Source organism: Paenibacillus senegalensis JC66 (genome assembly GCF_000285515.1).
Lineage (GTDB): Bacteria > Bacillota > Bacilli > Paenibacillales > NBRC-103111 > Paenibacillus_L > Paenibacillus_L senegalensis.
On record NZ_HE610958.1, the window covers coordinates 552,641 to 570,949 of the forward strand.

Here is an 18,309-nt window from a genome sequence, read left to right on the forward strand (position 1 = left end):
TCTTTCCATCCATTAATCTGCTTCCGTATTTTGCACCAATCCCATTATAAGACACTATTGTCAAACGAGCACTTTGTATACATCCCGGCCTGTGTGATATAACCATGCAGCTGAGCTTAGTTCACTAATCTGTCATGATCTATTGTTGCCCCATAAAGTAGGATGAAAGCGAATTATGCAAAATACTCACTTAATAGTATATGGCATACCCTGCTTGCCCGCATCGGCGGATTCACTTAAAAACTTGTCCAAAGGTTGACATTTCTAGCCAAGCCCTGCCCAAATCATGCGAATCGCCAACGCCAGCAAGGTTAGTCTAAGCAGCCAGAGCAAGCCTTTTCCGCTCATTCGCGTTGCAATCTTGGCCCCCAGCCAGCCGCCAATCAGTGCTCCCGGAGCAAGAGCGGCTGCGCTTAGCCAGTCGATATCCCCAAACACCATATGACTTCCCGTACCCAAAATTGAACTGAGCAGAATAACAAACATCGACGTGGCTGCTGCTATATGGGGCGGATAGCGAAACAGAAGCACCATAGCCGGGACGAATAGCGAGCCGCCTCCTATGCCGAACAAGCCGGAGATCAAGCCCACACCTAACCCAAGAATAAGCGCGGAGGTAATATTATAGCCGTAGGAATGGGTAATCCCCATTGCGTCGGTAAATTCTCTATTTATTTTCCATTTGATCTCAATTGGCTTCATATAATCTCTTGCTATCATCAGCATAGCCATAAACAGCATGAATGAACCAAACACAAGCTGGAACGTTCCCTGCTCGAAGTTGCCGGTCAATGAAGCACCAAGTATGGCCGCCGGGCCACTCGTAATAAAAAACAGCCATGCACTGCGAAAATCAATCCGTTTCAGCTTGTAATAGGTGTAACTGGACGATAATGCGGTTAAAATCAGCACCGCCATGGAGGTTCCAACAGCTGTTGCTGTTGTTATTTCCCTATCCAATAGGAGCGGCCCCAAGTAAATCAGAGAGGGCACGATAATGACTCCGCCCCCCAAGCCGACGATACTTCCAAAGGTTGCAGAAACAACACCAATCAATACGAGTAATAATAATGTAATAAACAAAATGCAATCCTTCCTTCTTTCTGTCTGTCTGAAACGGCCCGCCAACCTGAACCTGTTTCCGATACCTCATTATGCTAATTAGCCCCCATCTTATCACAGCCCAGGTAGACCGTAAAGATGCCCTTCTTTACAAAAATTCAGCGCCTCAGCTTCTTTTTTTAATGCGTTCTCCGCAACTAACAACGAGCCAAGCCCTACTAGCGGATGCCGCTGCCAGACTTACTACTTAATACTACTTAATACTGCCAGCAAAAAGCGGAAGGAGCGCAGCCAGCGCTTTCCGATAAGATAGTGTCTTTGACTCGCCAGTGCCAGCCGTGTACGGCTTGAAATCATGGAGCTAGCAAAAAAATATTGTTTCTCGCTCGGAACCGTGCTATGGTAAAAGCAGACAACCAAATAGTCTACGGGAGCTTGGTGTTGCCAGGCTGAGAGGATGACCATAAGTCGTCGACCGTTGTACCTGAACTGGATAATGCCAGCGGAGGAATCGAATGTTTTGACATGGAGTCAGAAGACCGCCCATTTTTCCTGTGCGGTCTTTTTTATTTCTATGGATTCCCTCCGGGACTAGGTACGCCTAACAAACCCTAATATTTTAGAGGAGGCAAAACTGATGTCTACGGAAAAAAACAAGTAAGTATTGCCAAAGTTAATCCTTTCCCGGGAAGCCGCAAGGTGTATGTGCAGGGCTCGCGAGCTGATTTGCAGGTGCCTATGCGCGAAATTGAGCTGTCCCCGACAACCGGCTCCTATGGGAGTGAAGAAAACGCTCCTGTCCGGGTCTATGACACGAGCGGTCCTTATACCGACCCCCAGCAAGCTCCGGATATTAGGCAGGGCATTCCCGCCAACCGCTTAAACTGGATTTTGGAGCGGGGAGATGTCGAAGCTTACGAAGGGAGAACCGTGAAGCCTGAAGACAACGGGCTGCGGGACGATGCTGCGGAGATTCCGTTCTCCTTCCCGGGTCTGCGCCGCAAGCCTCTTAGAGCCAAGGCCGGCAGCAACGTCACCCAGCTGCATTACGCCCGCCGCGGCATCATTACGCCCGAGATGGAATATGTCGCCATCCGCGAGAATGTCTCGCCGGAGATGGTTCGGGAAGAAATTGCCAGAGGCCGGGCCATCCTGCCATCGAACATCAATCACCCGGAAAGCGAGCCGATGATTATCGGCCGTAAATTCCTTGTTAAAATTAATGCGAACATCGGTAATTCGGCCGTCACCTCCTCGATTGAGGAAGAGGTAGAAAAGATGACATGGGCTACCCGCTGGGGCGCCGACACTATCATGGATTTGTCCACAGGGAAAAACATTCATACGACAAGAGAATGGATCATCCGCAATTCTCCCGTGCCTATCGGAACCGTTCCTATTTATCAAGCTCTGGAAAAGGTTAACGGTAAAGCCGAGGATTTGACTTGGGAAGTGTACCGCGACACGTTAATCGAGCAGGCCGAGCAGGGCGTCGATTATTTCACGATTCATGCCGGAGTTCTCCTCCGCTACATTCCGTTAACCGCTTCGCGCACAACGGGTATTGTCTCCCGCGGCGGCTCCATTATGGCGGCCTGGTGTCTGGCTCACCATCAAGAGAACTTCTTGTACACCCATTTCGAAGAAATCTGTGAAATCATGAAGACCTACGATGTGGCCTTTTCCCTTGGTGACGGGTTAAGACCAGGCAGCATCGCTGATGCCAATGATGAAGCGCAATTTGCTGAGCTGGAAACGTTAGGCGAGCTGACAAAGATCGCCTGGAAGCACGATGTCCAGGTCATGATCGAGGGCCCCGGTCACGTCCCCATGCATCTAATTAAAGAAAATATGGATAAGCAGCTGGAAATCTGTGACGAGGCACCCTTCTATACTTTAGGCCCTTTGACCACAGATATCGCCCCCGGCTACGACCACATCACTTCGGCCATTGGAGCGGCGATGATTGGCTCCTTCGGCACAGCCATGCTCTGTTACGTGACCCCTAAGGAGCATCTTGGTCTGCCGAATAAGGAGGATGTCCGTGAGGGGGTCATCACCTACAAGATTGCTGCACATGCAGCCGATCTCGCCAAGGGTCATCCAGGAGCCCAAATTCGTGACGATGCCTTGTCCAAAGCTCGCTTCGAATTCCGTTGGAGAGATCAATTCAACCTCTCTCTTGATCCTGAACGCGCGATGGAATATCACGATGAGACGCTTCCCGCTGAGGGTGCAAAAACAGCGCATTTCTGTTCGATGTGCGGACCAAAATTTTGCAGCATGAGAATTACTCAGGACATCCGGGACTATGCGCGAAAACAGGACCTCGATGAGCAGCAGGCGATTGAAGCCGGGATGAAAGAGAAAGCGCAGCAATTCAAGGAAGAGGGCGGCAAAATCTACAGCTAGAATTCTATGGAATAACCAGTATAGAATTACTGCGGCTAGAGCTGCTTGTGCAGCTAGTGCTGCTGGGGCAGCTAGTGTGGCTGGGGCTTGCTAGTGCAGCTAGTGCGGCTGGTGCGGCTGGGACGGCTATAACACCTGAACTTCTTTGGAGGGTAGAACTTCTGGAGAACTACTGGAGAACTACTGTTGTATTGCCATAGTTAGAGCCGCTAGAAAAGACTGGCTTATGCAGGATGCAATGCTTTTGAGTGCAGCGCTGGAGGGCTGGCTTTCTCACACCGCGCAGCTTACGCGCGGTGTTTCGCTGCACGACTATGATCGGTCGCTGATTCTCGCAGCATCTCGCAGACCTCGCGGAGCTTCACTCGAAGCTTCTCGCAGCTTCTCATGCAGACCTTGCGGCGCTTCTCTCGAAGCTGCTTCTCGCGGCGCTTCCGCGCGTTAAAAGGACAAGCATCTAGCAGGAAGTCTGTTGCTCAACGAGAGTGTTGCGCCCATTCACTGACACATGGAAAAAGGACTTATGGCTTTCCATAAGTCCTTCATCTATTTTTTTCATTGCGCTCTCGTCCTTGACCTGCACCTTCTATTCTAAAGAGAGCTTCATGCAAAGGCTTAAGTTGCTGTTATGTTATTTACCTAGTTGTAATACTTGCATTTAAGCCAAGGGGGGGCTAACATAACACCGGACATCTATCCCAATCAAGCAACTGTCTTTTGTCCAATCAAGCGGCCGCCAGTTGCCCAATCCAGAGCCGTTATAGTTCTATCGCAGCTTGATCAATGGCGGTAACTCCTTCTTCCCCGGCCAGCTCCTCCATCAGCCTGAACAAGGCCCCATCCTTTTGCTTGGCTTCAATCATCACGTCCACTCTCGGCGTCTGATCTGCAATGGACCGTAAAAAGCCCAGCAGTTGATCCTTGTCCACATAATCGGCATGGGCACGAGGTTCCTTCTCGCTTTTCGGACTGGAGACATGGATTTTCGGCGGAAGCGGGCTGGAGACGCCATTGTTTGGCTCATTTTCCCAAGTGCGCTGAATACGTGACCATAAAGCGACAGCATCTATACCGCCGTCATTCACTTGATGGTGGTGAATATCCAGCACCATAGGAACGCCCACCTCTTCACAGGCCGTTAGCGTTTCCAAAGCAGTGAACGTCTTGTCATCATTCTCCAGCGTAATTCTTCTTTGGATCGCAGGATCCAATTGCCGAAATTGCTTGATAAAACGCTCTATGGCCGTCTTCCGGTCGCCATATGTACCCCCAATGTGAATATTGCACTTGGCGGTTTCATCCAGGCCCATAGCATCCAGCATCCGTACATGCGTATGCAAATCTTGCATGGACTGGCGGATAACTTGCTCACGCGGAGAGCTCAGCACGGTGAAATGATCCGGATGAAAGCTTGTCCGCATCTTGTGCAATCTAACGTACTCCCCCAATTCCTGAAAGGATGCGGCCAGCTGCGGGAACGGATCCCAGCCTTCCAGCAATTCATGGCCAATTAGCGGGATCAGCTTGGAGGAAAAGCGATAAAGCTTAATGTCATAAGCACGGTTGTGACGAAGCAGGCGAAGAGTGTTGTGCAGGTTTTCCATGGCAATCCGTTCGAGTTTGCGTACAGCCGCCTCCCTATCCTCCAAACCGGAGAAATGCGTAGCCGTCATTGTTTTTGAAGGAGAGGCATTTTTCACCATAACCGACATCGCCACATAGCCAAAACGGACAATCACTGCAGCTCACCCCTTTCTCCCAATCGCGGGACTTAATCCTTAATAGAATTCCCGGGGCAGCCTGTTCCTATGTGAAGCTGTATGCAAATGCCTGCTGCTGCCAACTTATTCCTCAAGAGGGGGTAGGTCCCTGGCTTCTATTAAAATACATTTCACGGGCCAGCTCGGTTTGAACCCGGCTCTCTTCCTCCGTCAGCTTGCGGATCAGCTTTACCTCGACGGAAGTGACCTCTTCTCCCTGAAAATTGATTTCAGCTACCGAAACGAACACTTCCACGATGGCAACCGCTTGATTCTCCGGAGTATAAGCTATCACTCTCTGTCCCGTCGGATATATGCGAAATCCGCTTTTGACGACCTTGGTCATCCCATATTCCAACAGCTCGTACAATTCCTGTTCAGTATTGAACTTGCATACGGAATTAAACTCAGTTTGAAATCCCATTAATGTATCCCCTTTCCTTAGGAAATATCAAAAGTGTATTGGATATGGTTGCGCTCCTGATGACGCTCAAATGCCAGCGTGATTAAATCATCAAGCAGCTCTTGGTAGGACTTGCCGCTTTCCTTCCACAATAACGGATACATGCTGAAAGGAGTAAAGCCTGGCATCGTATTAATCTCATTAACTAAAATCTTTCCGTCATCCTTGCCCACGAAGAAGTCAACCCTCGCCAGACCCGAGCCTTCAATGGCCTGGAACGCTGTAATGGCCATGTCACGGAGCTGCTTGGCTGTTTCCTCAGAGACCTCGGCCGGAATAATCAAGGCTGATTTGCCATCAATATATTTGGCTCTATAATCATAAAATTCATTCGATGAAACGACTTCGCCCGGCACAGAAGCTTGCGGGTCGTCGTTGCCGAGTACGCTTACTTCGATTTCACGGGCATTCACATATTCTTCAACAATAACCTTCAAATCATAACGGAATGCTTCATCTATGGCTTGTAAAAGCTCTTCCCGATTGCTGGCTTTAGAGACCCCTACACTGGAGCCTAGGTTAGCCGGTTTGACAAAGCAAGGGTAGCCGACAGCCACCTCAATCTCCATCAGGAAGTAAGCCTGATCCTTAAGCCATTGGCTTTTCTTGAAGTAACGGTAGACACACTGCGGGAGTCCCGCCTGGGCAAAAAGCTTTTTCATCATGACCTTATCCATGCCGACCGCAGAGGCAAGAACCCCTCCTCCCACATAAGGGATATTAGCCATTTCCAATAATCCTTGTACCGTGCCATCTTCCCCAAAAGTTCCATGAAGCAGCGGAAAAACAACATCCAGCGTCTTATCGGACTGGCCTGCCTCATCGCTCACCGCAACCTCCTTGCTGGAGAAATCATTAAACAGGAAATGAATGCCCTGTCTGCTTTCGTTGTCCAGGGAAGGGGGCTCTTCATTTCCCGTCAGCTGTTTAATTTCATTAATCGGCCCGTGCAGCGTTTGGCCAGCCTTCCATTGCCCTTCTTTAGTAATATAAAAAGGTTGAATCTCATATTTGGAATGATCCAAAGCGTTGATAACCGCCTGCGCCGTCTGCAGAGAAACATCGTGTTCTCCCGATTTCCCTCCAAATAGCAGCCCAACCCGTATTTTTTTAGTCATGATTACCTCCGGTATCTTTTAAATAAGAAATTGAGTATAACTGAAAAGTGTATGATGTCCGCCGTCCAGGAGTGCCCTATTCCGAGCAAACGAGGGTCTGGGATATGATCGATCCGTTCTGTCCTAAATTCCCGCCCTTCTGGTATTTAATATTGTAAGAAACAAAAATATTTCTGCAAAACGAAATCCGATGAATTACAACCAATCGGGTATATGTAGAAACCGGTAAACGGTCCGCTCAGTCCAAGCATAAGAATCCCTGTAATCCCAAAAGCGATGCTTGCTGTTCACTGTATGGGCGTTAACCAGAGGCGAGCCATCCTTGGAAAACGCGGTTACTACCGTCGTATGCTGGTAGCGTCCGGTTCCGTCCCAATCATAGCAAATGACATCGCCAAGCTGCAGATCCCCGGCAGAAGGAACAACCTCTGCACGAAGTCCTGTTTTGCTGGAAACCATATGACGGTACAAACTGTTCGAGACGGCCCAGCTATAGCTCCACAGCTCCTGCTTGCCGGAGCGGCCGCGGTACCACCAGCCCGCATTTCTCTTTCCAGTATAGTTCATCGGGGCTCCCCCTGCAAAGATGCATTGCGAGACATAATTGGTGCAGTCTACGTCAAAGGCTAAAAATTCAGGATTTTCCGAGTCCCACCACCGGTCCGCGTATTGGACAGCAGCCAGCCGCTGATAAGGAACAACCCGCTGGGTGAATCCATCTCCGTGCAGGACGGCGCGATTTAAGTAAGGCTGGGACTGCAAAATGCCGTGGCGATCCTGCCACCAGCCTATTTTCTCTTCGTAGGGAGAAGCTGTATGCATCCTTTCTTGCTCTCGTGTAAGATTAACTACCGCGTCATCCCGATGTGTAAGCGGGAATTCGACTTTTGATATTACCCATTGTCCCCTGATCTCTTTTAACAGCAGCCTCTCGCGGTCTATCCTGGCTTCCGTTTGTCTCTGATCATGTATTTCATACTCAAAGTGGTGCCGCAGCTCAATATCAGCTATGATCACCCCTTCTTCTTCTCCGATACATGTGAGCTTTACGCGAGATTCATTCTGAATGGGAGTCAGTCTGCGCTCACGATGAACTAGAGAACGGCGCTGCAAATGGCGCGATAGCTTGTATAAATACTCTTCATCCCATACATAGGGAAGAATCGGTTTGATAGTATAGTCCATTTCCATCCGATTACGTTTGTCCACATATTCATAAACAACCGATTTCCAGCTCATGTTCTTCCCCCTTCAAGCATTCCTTTTTCTCCTTGCAGCTGTGCACAACTGCCTGCACCATTGCCTAGCAGCATGAACAAGCTTCCGCCCGCATCAACTGTTGCTTCAACTATATGAATGAATCATGTATAAAATGTTTATTTTTGCAGATTAGGGCATTGTGTAAAGAGAAAATAAATCCGCTAAAAAGGGTTTACGGCTCATCTGGGAAAAGGTATACTATAGAAGGAAGGATTTTTTGAAATCCAATTTCATCTGATGAAACGATGTTAGTTTTTTTATTCTGTGAGGGGGGATACCGAATGGCTAGAAAAGACCACTTTTCTGTCAAAACAACTCTTGGTGTAAACAATCGGGAGTATGTTTATTACAGCCTGAAAAAGCTTGAAGAAAAAGGGTTTGGTTCGATTTCCAAGCTGCCTTTTTCGATTAAGGTGCTTCTTGAAGCTGCCGTTCGTCAATTTGACGGCCGGGCGATAACGAATGATCATGTTAAGCTCATCTCCAATTGGGCGGAGAGCAAAGAACACAACAAGGAGATTCCTTTCATTCCTGCACGTATCGTGCTGCAGGACTTTACCGGCGTTCCGGTTGTTGTGGATCTGGCTGCTATGCGCAATACAGTTGAACGCGCGGGTGGAGATCCTAAGCAAATCAATCCTCTCGTTCCCGTTGACCTAGTGATTGACCACTCCGTAATGGTTGACGCTTTCGGTAACGGTCAAGCCTTGGCTTACAACGAGGCGCTGGAGTTCGAGAGAAACGAAGAACGCTACCGTTTTCTGCGCTGGGCGCAAACTGCATTCGACAACTTCCGCGCCGTACCGCCGGACACCGGAATCGTGCATCAGGTTAACCTGGAGTTCCTGGCCTCGGTTGCCGCAACGAAAGAAGTCGACGGCGAAATCGAAGTATATCCGGATTCCCTCGTAGGTACCGACTCGCATACGACCATGATCAACGGTCTTGGCGTTGTTGGCTGGGGTGTTGGCGGTATTGAGGCCGAAGCCGGTATGCTGGGACAACCTCTATACTTTGTTACCCCGGAAGTAATCGGGTTTAAACTGACCGGTAAGCTTTCCGAAGGTGCAACCGCAACCGATCTTGCTTTAACCGTAACCGAAATCTTGCGTAAAAAAGGCGTTGTCGGCAAGTTTGTCGAGTACTTCGGCGACGGTCTTGATAACCTCGTATTGTCCGACCGTGCGACGATCGCCAACATGGCGCCTGAATATGGAGCTACAATCGGTTTCTTCCCTGTCGATGAAGAAACGCTCAAATATTTGCGCCTCACCGGACGCAGCGAAGAGCAAGTTCAATTGGTTAAAGCTTACTATGAAGCACAAGGCTTGTTCCGTACCAGCGATACACCGGATCCAGTATTCAGTGATGTAATCGAGCTCGATCTGTCTACCGTTGTACCTAGCTTGGCTGGTCCTAAGCGGCCGCAAGACCGGATCGAACTGACAGATATGAAGAAAGCTTTCAACGATATCGTCCGTACACCGGTAGACAAAGGCGGTTACGGTCTGACCGAAGAGAAGCTGCAGGAAGTGGTTGAGGTTAAGCATCCGGGCGGAGAAACTTCCCAGATGAAGAACGGTGCTGTCGTTATTGCCGCTATCACCAGCTGTACCAATACATCCAACCCAAGCGTTATGGTTGGCGCCGGGCTGGTAGCGAAGAAAGCTGTTGAATTCGGCCTGACCAAACCAGGTTATGTAAAAAGCAGCTTGACTCCGGGTTCTCTGGTCGTTACCGAGTACTTGACCAAAGCCGGACTGATCGAGCCTCTTGAGGCACTCGGCTTCCACGTTGCCGGTTACGGATGCGCGACCTGTATCGGTAACAGCGGACCGCTTCCGGATGAAGTGTCTCAGGCCATTGCTGATAACGATCTGACTGTCGCTTCTGTACTGAGCGGTAACCGTAACTTTGAGGGACGGATTCACGCCCAAGTTAAAGCGAACTATCTGGCTTCGCCGCCGCTTGTAGTAGCTTACGCTTTGGCGGGTACAGTTGATATCGACCTGGTCAATGATCCGATAGGTTACAGCAAAGGCAACAAACCGGTTTACCTGAAAGATATTTGGCCTAGCGATCAGGAGATTCAAGATGCGATCAACCAAACCTTGACTCCGGCTATGTTCCAAGAGAAATATAAAGATGTTTACCGCGCTAACCAACGCTGGAACGAGCTGGATGTAGCAGAAGGCGAGCTGTATGAATGGGATGCTAAGTCCACTTACATTCAGGAGCCTCCTTTCTTCACCAACTTGAGTCCGGAAGTTGGCAGCATTGAAGATATTCGCGGTGCTAAAGTATTGGCCCAGCTTGGGGATTCCGTTACTACGGACCACATCTCCCCTGCTGGTAACATCTCGCCAAGCAGCCCTGCGGGTGAATATTTGCTGAAGCACAATGTAGAGCGTAAGGACTTCAACTCTTACGGCTCCCGCCGTGGTAACCATGAAGTAATGATGCGCGGTACGTTCGCTAACATTCGTATCCGCAACCAGGTTGCTCCAGGCACCGAAGGCGGCGTAACGACTTATATGCCAACCGGCGAAGTCATGTCGATCTATGATGCTTCCATGAAGTATCAAGAGCAAGAAACTCCGCTTGTTGTACTGGCCGGTAAAGAATACGGTACAGGCAGCTCCCGTGACTGGGCGGCTAAAGGTACCTTCCTGCTGGGCGTCAAAGCGGTTATCGCGGAGAGCTTCGAGAGGATTCACCGCAGCAACCTGGTAGGCATGGGTGTGCTTCCACTGCAATTCCCTGAAGGCTTTGGCTGGAAAACTCTTGGCCTGACCGGTACTGAAACTTACGACATCATCGGCCTGGATGACAGTGTACAGCCTGGCCAAAAGGTGAAAGTTGTAGCTACCCGTGATGATGGAAGCAACTTTGAATTTGAAGTTATTGTTCGTCTGGACAGCATGGTGGACGTGGATTACTATCGCAATGGCGGTATTCTGCAAACCGTCCTGCGTCAAATGATGGCCAGCGGCAACTAATCTCAATTATCTGTAACAGCCATATACAAAACAGCGCCCCTTGACTCTTCAGTCAGGGGGCGCTTTCTTTGTTAAGGTGCGGATTACCGCATGCACATTTACAGCTCCGCGCTTTAGGCCAGATCGAATGCGAGCAATGACAAATTTGTGCTAATAGGAAAAATTCCGCGAGAACCATAGCTATAGCCTGGCATGGGCGAGCTTTATTTCAGCATTTTGCCCATGCGTTTGGCAGCTTCAACAATAGCAGGGGCATCTGCAAGCATCTGCTCCAAGGTAAGACGGTTGGCGGGGCCCGATACGGCTAGCGCAGCGACCAGCTTGTGCGAGCGGTTAAAGACCGGAGCGGCGATCGCCGCAGCCCCTGCCTCCCTCTCCTCTACGCTGGTGGCAAAGCCCAGCTTCCGGGTCTCTTCCAGCTGAGCTTGAAACCGCTGCATATCCAGCTCCTGCGGCCAAGACTCAGGCTGTAACAGCTGATCGTCCGGTTCAGCGAAAGCGACCAGCACTTTGCTGGATGCTCCTACGTAGAGCGGCAGCCGAGCGCCGACCTGGGCCACCCGGCGAATCACCTGCTTGCTTTGTACCGCTTGAACACGTACCCGCTCCAGACCGTCCCTCACATACAAGCTGACTGTCTCCCCAAGCAGATCCCGCAGCCGTTCCATTTCCGGCAGCAGAACCACGGCCGGCTCGTCTGTATCCGACATCCCGGCGGCTAGCTCCCATACCCGAAGGCCGAGCCTATATTTGTCCGAGGCGGTATTTCTGACAAGAAAGCCTTTGCCCTCCAAGGACGCAATCAGGCGATGGGCCGTGCTCTTATGCAGCCCTACCCGCTGGGAGATTTCCGTCAGGCTTAAGTCGGAGGCCTCAGTAAAACAGAGCAAAATATCTAGAGCTCGTTCTACCGCGCGAACCGTTAATTTATTTTCCTCTGCCATAAGCTACACGCCCTTCAATGTTTCATCTCATGAAACTTAGTTACACCTAGTATACCTGATAGTGCTCTCAGCCGTAAACCCATATAAGCGAAACCTATCCTCATTTTCAGGCATATTTCCTTATTCTCCTCATATAGTTTTTATAGCGTCTTTAACTGAGGAAACCGAATAGGATGAACGTGAGGAAGGGAGTCACAAAAATGCTTGCTGTGTACGGAACGATGATGCCATTAAGGTTGTTGGAGGAAATTCAATTTTGGAAAATGCAGGAGAAGGAGCATACCGTAGTCATTCTAGAATTAATTCCTGACTTAGAGCCGAATTATGTAAACCTTCTCAAGGAATGGGAGCCTATTTTTGAGCAAACGGAAATGGCCGCCACTCAATGGATTGAAGCCCTGCTGCGGTCCCCTTCAGGGATTACTCCTCATGTGCAAGCCCAGCTTGAACGAATTATCGATATGTCCATTCAGCAGTCCCGCTTATGGATCAGCCAGCTTCTATATATGCTCAACAATAGCGAAGCTGTTCAGCGGCACGCTACAGCCCCAGTAGTTATACGGCACATTATCCGGGAATCGGAGTATTTTCTCGGAGTTTTGGACGCCTTTCTTAACAGCCGTGCACAGCAGCAAACCGGTTTTACTGGCTACACAGGCTTCAATGGCTTTGGCTTTAATGGCTTTACAGGCTTTCCGGGGATCACTCAGCCCTTCACTCCACCCGCCGCTGCAAGTGCAGGCATCCCCGCCGGGGTCCAGCAGCAGAAACTTCCTGTGTCAACGATAACCGTGACCAATCAAGCCGAGAAGGTATCTGTCCATGCAGCGTCAAACCGCCAGGAAGCAGACTACAATTTATCTGGTGAAGGGAGCTGGTCGCAAATCCGGCCTGAGTCCCGGCCTGTACCTATAGGCGGACATACGCTTCCTCCGCTCCCCTATGATTATTCTGCCTTGGAGCCCTATATTGACACGGAAACGATGCGAATTCACCACGATATTCACCATAAAAGTTATGTAGATGGTCTTAACAAGGCCGAGAAAAGCTTGCAGGAAGCCCGCCAAAGCGGAAATTTTGACTTAATCAAGCATTGGGAGAGAGAAGCGGCGTTTCATGGAGCCGGGCATTATCTCCACACCCTGTTCTGGAATATCATGAATCCTAAGGGCGGCGGAGAACCCACAGGCGCTCTGGCGAAGCAGATCAGCAGCGATTTCGGAAGCTTTGCCGCTTTCAAAAAGCATTTCTCCGAAGCTGCAAGCAAAGTTGAGGGCGGCGGCTGGGCGATTCTGGTCTGGAGCCCGCGAAGCCACCGATTACAGATTTTACAAGCAGAAAAGCATCAAAATCTTTCTCAATGGGATATCGTCCCTCTTCTGGCATTGGACGTGTGGGAGCATGCCTACTATTTAAAGCATCAAAACAAACGGGACGACTACATCGAAGATTGGTGGAATGTCGTCTATTGGCCGCACGTAAGCGAACGCTTCGAGCAGGCGCGCAAGCTGAGATGGCAGCCTTATTGAAGGCTCTCCCTGATCGCAGCGGTTTCCCGAAAACACGCAAAAAACCAGCGGCTCCCTGTACTGCAGGGGAACCGCTGGTTCGTTTTTGCCCTCTTATTGCTTCAACAAGGAAAGAAACTCGGAACGGAGAGCAGCATTAACCCGAAACTCCCCGCGTACAGCGGAAGTTACCGTGTTGCTTCCGGACTTTCTTACACCCCGTGAACACATGCACATATGCTCTCCCTCGACTACAACCATCGTGCCATGCGGCTGCAGCACCTCTTCCATAATGTCAGCGATCTCGGAAGTGATTCTTTCTTGTACTTGGAGCTTGCGGGTTACCGCATCGACCAGCCGGGCCAATTTGCTTAAACCTGCTACTTTTCCGCTGGGAATGTAGCCGATATGGGCTTTACCGAAAAACGGAGCCATATGATGCTCGCACTGGCTGTAATAGACAATATCCTTGACGATGACCAATTCCTCATGGTCCTCGTCAAAGGTTACCCCCAAGATGTCATGCGGATTGGCCGAATAACCGGCAAAAATCTCCTCATACATCCGGGCTACTCGCGCGGGAGTCTCCAGCAGCCCTTCGCGCCGCGGATCTTCTCCGATCAAACGCAATATTTCCCGTATGTGCCCTTCAATCTCTTCCCGATTTTTGGCTACATGCTCATTGCTGTATTCCTGAAAAGCCATTACTGGTTCCCTCCGTCCCTTCTTGGCTGCAAGCCAATAAATTATGGACTGCCATGGTTTCTATATAGAGCTCTTGTATAAATACTGCCATAAATACTGCCAAGCCGCTTTTGACTTGTGCAGGCCTGCAAAATGCATTATCGGAATTTCTTGTTTTTCATCATTTGTTGAACCTTTTGCATCTGCTGCTTGTTCATATTATAGCCCATTTGTTTAGCGAGCTTCTGCAGCGTTTCCGGATCGCTCTGCATTTTCTCCATCTGCTTTCGGAGATAGAAAACCCCCGCAAAAAATCCGATAGCCACCCCGACAATAAGGGTAACGATGGGGATGACATAATTCCACATAAAAAAACACCTCTGCACTCACTTGATTTAGCCATATAACCGCATCTGCAGTTATATCAACCTGTCTATGATAGCATGTCCGGGACGTGGTGACAAATGAATAGAAGCTTGCTCCTAATTCCGTTAGGGCAGGTTATATAGCTCCTTGCCGCAGGCTGGACAGAGCCTTGCGGATGTCGTTCAATACCTGTTCATGCTCTTCCCGTGTCTCTGCCCGTTCCAGCCATTTCACGGCTTCATCGCCGCCGATCCTCCCCAGCGACCAAGCCGCCGAACCCCGAAGCTCGGGTCGCGGATCGTCAAGCAAAAGCTCGCCCAGCAGCTCCACCGCCGATTCATCACGGAAGGTGCCCAGTGCAAGCACAGCGTTGCGCTGAATCGGTTTTTTGCCTCTCCATGAGGCGGCACTAGTTCCGAAGCGTTCCTGAAACTGCTTATTGCTAAGCTTAAGAAGGGGCTTGAGCAGCGGCTTGACCAATTCCGCATCGGGCTGCAGCTCGGGCTGATGCGTCCAATTTTTCCCTTTGTTTTTGGGACACACTACCTGGCAGGTATCACAGCCATACAATCGATTGCCCAGCTTCAGCTTGAACTCGTCCTCTATAAACCCTTTAGTCTGAGTTAGAAAGGAAATGCAGCGGCTCGAATTGAGCTGTCCGGGGCCGACCAAAGCAGAGGTGGGACAAGCGTCAATGCAGATCGTGCAGTCGCCGCACTGGTCCTGGACGGGAGTATCGGCAGGCAGGGGCAGATTGGTTATCATCTCTCCAAGATACACCCACGAGCCAAACTCCGGGGTAATGATCGAACAGTTCTTGCCGCTCCAGCCAATGCCCGCACGCTCAGCTACTGCCCGGTCCACTAAAGCCCCCGTGTCAACCATAGACTGCATCCGCGCCCCAGCCACCCGCTCATGAATAAAATCCTCTAGCCTTCTCAACCGTTCCTTCAAAACCTCATGATAGTCCCTTCCCCAAGCCGAGCGGGAAAGAATGCCGCGATAGGCACCAGGCTCCGATTTAGGCGGATTGTTCAAGCGGGAAGGATAGGCAATAGCTATGGAAATGATCGAACGGGGAGCTTCGAGGCTTTGTTCGGGGTGAACCCGTTTGTCCAAATCTTTTTCTTCAAAACCGGACTCATACCCTTTTTCGCGATGCCTTAGCAGCACATCCTTCAAGTCCAAGAAAGGATCGGCAGTGGTGATCCCGATCTTGTCAATTCCCAGACTGGGAGCAGCTTGCAGCATAGCCTCCTTCAGTTTCTGCCAGTCTTTCTGATCCTGACTTGCCGCTTCGAGCTTTTTCACGCCAATCCCTCCTTTCTTCAAAAAATATTCGCTGCTGCAGGCAAGCAATTAGCTCTGCAGTTAGCTGCAGTTGGCTCCGCAATTAGGCTCTGCAGGTGGCTCCGCAATTAGCTCTGCAGGTGGCTCCGCAGTTTGCTCTGCAGTTGGCTCCGTACCTGCCAGTGCCTAACCGGGGGACGCCCTGATCCGAGCAGTAGAAGCCCTAGTGCGTGATCAGCCACCGAGCACCTGTCTGAGCGGATGCAGGCACCTATAATCAGCCGCTTGATCGGCCGAGGCTCCCCTCTCAGCTACGCCTTACCCGGTACCCAGCTGCTTGATAGCTCCTCTGGCAAGCTCATCACAGCGGTTGTTGTGTTCGTTGTCGCTGTGGCCTTTCACCTTAATATACTCTACATCATGAGTGTTCATCAGCTGCAGCAGTTCCTTCCACAGATCCTGGTTCTCCACCGGCTGTTTCTTGCTGTTCAACCAGCCGTTGCGCTGCCAATTGTTAAGCCATCCCTGTTTAAAGCTGTTGACTGCGTAGGCGGAATCACTGTACACCTTAACCCGGCAAGGCTCCTTCAGCTGCCGCAATGCCTGGATAATCGCCAGGAGCTCCATCCGGTTATTCGTCGTATGCTTCTCCCCTCCAGACAGCTCCTTGCGATATCCGTTGTAAAACAGAATCGCACCCCAGCCGCCAGGCCCGGGATTGCCTGAACAGGCTCCATCCGTATAAATCATAACCTCTTTCACTGGCTTCCTCCGTTTCCTTAAATACGGTCAAATCGATTTTATTTTGACAGGGGGCCAAATAATCCAGTCTGCCCGTCCAATGACCAGATCATATTGGATCGCTCCAAAGCTCCGGCTGTCCCGGCTTGCCCGGCGTTTGCGATTGTCTCCCATGACGAACACATGCCCCTCCTCCACAATGTAAGGTCCGAAATTCCCATCCTCTATTTCAGTATCGACATACGTTTCCTCTATGAATTCTCCATTCACATACAGCTTGCCTTCACGTATCACTACTTCATCACCGGCCTCCGCAACGACCCGTTTAACAAGGTAATCCCGCTTGCCATGGATCGGCTGAGGATCCTTGAAAACAATAATATCTCCATAATGAGGCTCCTTAAACTGATACAGCAGGCGGTTGATGAACAGCCTTTCTCCATTCTCCAGCGTAGGCTCCATGGACTGACCCTCTACAATGGATTGGGAAAACAGAAATTGATTAATCAACACCACAATAACGAGAGCAACCGAAATCGACTTAATCCAATCCCATACTTCAGCAAGCCACTTGTTCTGCGAGCCTTGATTCAGCTCGTCCTGCTGGTTAAATGGCAACTGGCCCTTGTCTGGATCTATTGAACTCATCCTAGTCCCCCACTTCCGCTCAAGGATTAATCATACTTATTGCCGGATCATTCTGTAAGCACTCTGTATGCCCTCGGGTATACACTCTGTGTGCACTCTGTTATTAAACCACCCTCAAGCCCCTTAAGTTAAAACATCAATATTCTCACTTTAGCATAAATTCGAATTGAATGCAGAAGGTTAAGCCCGCCGTCAACAAAGCAGTACAAAGAAAAAAAGCAATGCGTGAAAGCAGTGCATGGAAAGCCGTGCATAGAAAGCAATGCATAGAAGTATAGAAAGTAATGCGTAGAAAGCCGTGCATAGAAAAAAAGCATACCTTTGCCTTGGAAGAGGCTCAGGATATGCTCCGGTGAACGCAGTCACAGTTATTAAGAGTGCTGTGCAAAAGCTGTTTCTTGACCTTGGCTTATCCGTTCACGATACGGAGCGGCTTGAGCGGCTTAAGAAAATCTGCACTTTGAAACCCTAAAGCTTTGTATAGTGGCAATACAGGCTCATTATGAGTATCCACCGTAATCAGGATTTGACTGACCTTGCGCTTCTCAAAGCGCTCCTTCAAGCCGTTAATCAAGGACTTGCCAACGCCTCGACCGCGGTGATCCGGATGAACTGCGATCCGGTAGTAATAGGCCTTATTGTCATCAATCGTGCCTATAATGAGTCCGACGATGGTTTCATCGATTTCAGCAACCAGTATCAGATTACTGTCGAGAGTCAATTGTCTGGCAAACGCCTTTAACGTTTCCTTATTACACTCTTCAGACAATACTTCTTCCAAAAGCTTAGAAACTGCAAAATAATCCATCAATTGAAAGGAACGAACGATCATGACTGTATCCCCCGCAGCATGGTTTTATATAACTTTAGGAAAACTTCTCTCTATCTGAATCTCGTTATACTAGTTTACTACAAAAAACGATAAAATCCACCAAATCGTCAAAAAAAATTAAGTGAAATTTAATTTTTTTACCAAAAAAAATGAGTGAAACGCTTACAAATAGCTAGTTTTGGCTAATCTCTAATTATTTAAATTAATAAACTTGAGCATTTT

The 18,309-nt window shown here is 49.7% G+C and carries 15 protein-coding genes and 1 riboswitch; of the genes, 3 read left to right on the forward strand and 12 right to left on the reverse strand.

Going from position 1 to position 18,309, the window contains the following annotated elements:
• Nucleotides 1–264 precede the first annotated feature (264 nt).
• The gene (locus PSHG_RS10905; RefSeq protein WP_010272705.1) at nt 265–1,083 is read right to left on the reverse strand and encodes a sulfite exporter TauE/SafE family protein; all 819 of its coding nucleotides are present in this window, start codon (nt 1,081–1,083) and stop codon (nt 265–267) included.
• A gap of 396 nt (nt 1,084–1,479) precedes the next feature.
• A riboswitch (TPP riboswitch) is annotated at nt 1,480–1,591 on the forward strand.
• Nucleotides 1,592–1,725: 134 nt separating this feature from the next.
• On the opposite strand from PSHG_RS10905, the gene thiC reads away from it, so the two are divergent.
• Complete coding sequence (gene thiC / locus PSHG_RS10910) at nt 1,726–3,474, forward strand: phosphomethylpyrimidine synthase ThiC (RefSeq protein ID WP_026021314.1); 1,749 nt, start codon at nt 1,726–1,728, stop codon at nt 3,472–3,474.
• Nucleotides 3,475–4,232: 758 nt separating this feature from the next.
• Here thiC and uvsE read toward each other — a convergent pair.
• The 4 genes from uvsE to PSHG_RS10930 form a co-directional block, all read right to left on the reverse strand.
• On the reverse strand, nt 4,233–5,213 hold the full coding sequence (uvsE, locus tag PSHG_RS10915; protein ID WP_010272708.1) for a UV DNA damage repair endonuclease UvsE: 981 nt from the start codon (nt 5,211–5,213) through the stop codon (nt 4,233–4,235).
• A gap of 112 nt (nt 5,214–5,325) precedes the next feature.
• Nucleotides 5,326–5,658, reverse strand: coding sequence for a hypothetical protein (locus PSHG_RS10920; protein WP_010272710.1), 333 nt, complete (start codon nt 5,656–5,658; stop codon nt 5,326–5,328).
• Between the two features lie 17 nt (nt 5,659–5,675).
• Nucleotides 5,676–6,815 carry a D-alanine--D-alanine ligase gene (locus tag PSHG_RS10925; RefSeq protein ID WP_010272711.1) on the reverse strand — a complete coding sequence of 380 codons (1,140 nt, stop codon included), beginning with the start codon at nt 6,813–6,815 and terminating at the stop codon, nt 5,676–5,678.
• Nucleotides 6,816–7,010: 195 nt separating this feature from the next.
• On the reverse strand, nt 7,011–8,054 hold the full coding sequence (locus PSHG_RS10930; RefSeq protein ID WP_010272712.1) for an amidase domain-containing protein: 1,044 nt from the start codon (nt 8,052–8,054) through the stop codon (nt 7,011–7,013).
• 302 nt (nt 8,055–8,356) lie between these two features.
• Between PSHG_RS10930 and acnA the strand changes: the two genes are divergently transcribed.
• Complete coding sequence (gene acnA, locus PSHG_RS10935) at nt 8,357–11,074, forward strand: aconitate hydratase AcnA (protein WP_010272713.1); 2,718 nt, start codon at nt 8,357–8,359, stop codon at nt 11,072–11,074.
• Between the two features lie 203 nt (nt 11,075–11,277).
• On the opposite strand, the gene PSHG_RS10940 is transcribed toward acnA, so the two are convergent.
• Entirely contained in the window at nt 11,278–12,018 is a 741-nt protein-coding gene (locus PSHG_RS10940) for an IclR family transcriptional regulator (protein ID WP_010272714.1), read from the reverse strand.
• A gap of 173 nt (nt 12,019–12,191) precedes the next feature.
• On the opposite strand from PSHG_RS10940, the gene PSHG_RS10945 reads away from it, so the two are divergent.
• Nucleotides 12,192–13,547, forward strand: a complete 1,356-nt coding sequence (locus PSHG_RS10945) for a Fe-Mn family superoxide dismutase (protein ID WP_235782045.1) — start codon at nt 12,192–12,194, stop codon at nt 13,545–13,547.
• A gap of 93 nt (nt 13,548–13,640) precedes the next feature.
• On the opposite strand, the gene folE is transcribed toward PSHG_RS10945, so the two are convergent.
• The 6 genes from folE to PSHG_RS10975 form a co-directional block, all read right to left on the reverse strand.
• Nucleotides 13,641–14,231 carry a GTP cyclohydrolase I FolE gene (gene folE, locus PSHG_RS10950; RefSeq protein ID WP_010272716.1) on the reverse strand — a complete coding sequence of 197 codons (591 nt, stop codon included), beginning with the start codon at nt 14,229–14,231 and terminating at the stop codon, nt 13,641–13,643.
• A gap of 137 nt (nt 14,232–14,368) precedes the next feature.
• Nucleotides 14,369–14,578: a YneF family protein gene (locus PSHG_RS10955; protein ID WP_010272718.1), complete on the reverse strand. Its 210-nt coding sequence runs from the start codon at nt 14,576–14,578 to the stop codon at nt 14,369–14,371.
• A gap of 133 nt (nt 14,579–14,711) precedes the next feature.
• Nucleotides 14,712–15,887 (reverse strand): tRNA epoxyqueuosine(34) reductase QueG, encoded by a 1,176-nt coding sequence (gene queG / locus PSHG_RS10960; RefSeq protein WP_010272719.1) that lies wholly within the window; start codon nt 15,885–15,887, stop codon nt 14,712–14,714.
• 297 nt (nt 15,888–16,184) lie between these two features.
• A complete protein-coding gene (rnhA, locus tag PSHG_RS10965; protein WP_010272720.1) occupies nt 16,185–16,628 on the reverse strand; it encodes a ribonuclease HI in 444 nt (147 codons plus the stop codon).
• 27 nt (nt 16,629–16,655) lie between these two features.
• Complete coding sequence (gene lepB / locus PSHG_RS10970) at nt 16,656–17,255, reverse strand: signal peptidase I (RefSeq protein WP_010272721.1); 600 nt, start codon at nt 17,253–17,255, stop codon at nt 16,656–16,658.
• Between the two features lie 409 nt (nt 17,256–17,664).
• The gene (locus PSHG_RS10975) at nt 17,665–18,087 is read right to left on the reverse strand and encodes a GNAT family N-acetyltransferase (protein WP_010272722.1); all 423 of its coding nucleotides are present in this window, start codon (nt 18,085–18,087) and stop codon (nt 17,665–17,667) included.
• Nucleotides 18,088–18,309: the final 222 nt, after the last annotated feature.